General features: G+C 73.3%; 1 protein-coding gene. It reads right to left on the bottom strand.

Annotation, left to right across the window (positions count from 1 at the left end):
* Nucleotides 1–729: tetratricopeptide repeat protein (locus ACFYP5_RS23960; RefSeq protein ID WP_389039473.1), on the bottom strand; the 729-nt coding region annotated here is incomplete at both ends.

The raw sequence follows: 729 nt of genomic DNA, 5'->3' as shown, positions 1-729 counted from the left end.
CCAGGAGGCGAGATTGTGTCGGGTGGTGAGGGTGTGGGGTTTGTCGGGTCCCAGCACCCGCTCCAGGTCTTCCAGCAGCTCGGCGTAGGCGGCCACGGCGCCGGCCGCATCCCCCGCCTTCCCCCGCCACCGGGCCAGGCTGTGTCGGGTAGCGAGGGTGTCAGGGTGGTCGGACCCCAGCACCCGCTCCCGGACCTCCAGCAGCTCGGCCAGGGCAGCCACAGCACCGGCCACATCCCCCATCTCCCCTCGCCAGGAGGCGAGATTGTGTCGGGTGATGAGGGTGTCGGGGTGGTCGGGCCCCAGCACCCGCTCCCGGTCCCCCAGCAATTCGGCGAAGGCGGCCGCAGCACCGGCCTGATCCCCCGCCTCCCCCCGCCTCCAGGCGAGGGTGCTCCGTGCGGTAAGGGTGTCGGGGTGGTCGGGCCCCAGCACTCGCTCCCGGTCCTCCAACACCTCGGCCAGGGCAGCCACAGCACCGGCCGGATCCTCCGCCTCCCCCCGCCTCCAGGCCAGGCTATGTCGGGTGGTGAGGGTGTCAGGGTGGTCGGGCCCCAGCACCCGCTCCCGGTCCTCCAACACCTCGGCCAGGGCAGCCACAGCACCGGCCGCATCCCCCGCAAGCCCCCGCCACCAGGCCAGGCTATGTCGGGTGGTGAGGGTGTCAGGGTGGTCGGGCCCCAGCACCCGCTCCCGGTCCTCCAACACCTCGGCCAGGGCAGCCACAGC

This window comes from Streptomyces sp. NPDC005262, assembly GCF_042872425.1.
Classification (GTDB): domain Bacteria; phylum Actinomycetota; class Actinomycetes; order Streptomycetales; family Streptomycetaceae; genus Streptomyces.
The sequence above is the reverse complement of the archived record's forward strand: the minus strand, read 5'-3'. Positions and strand labels throughout refer to the sequence as shown.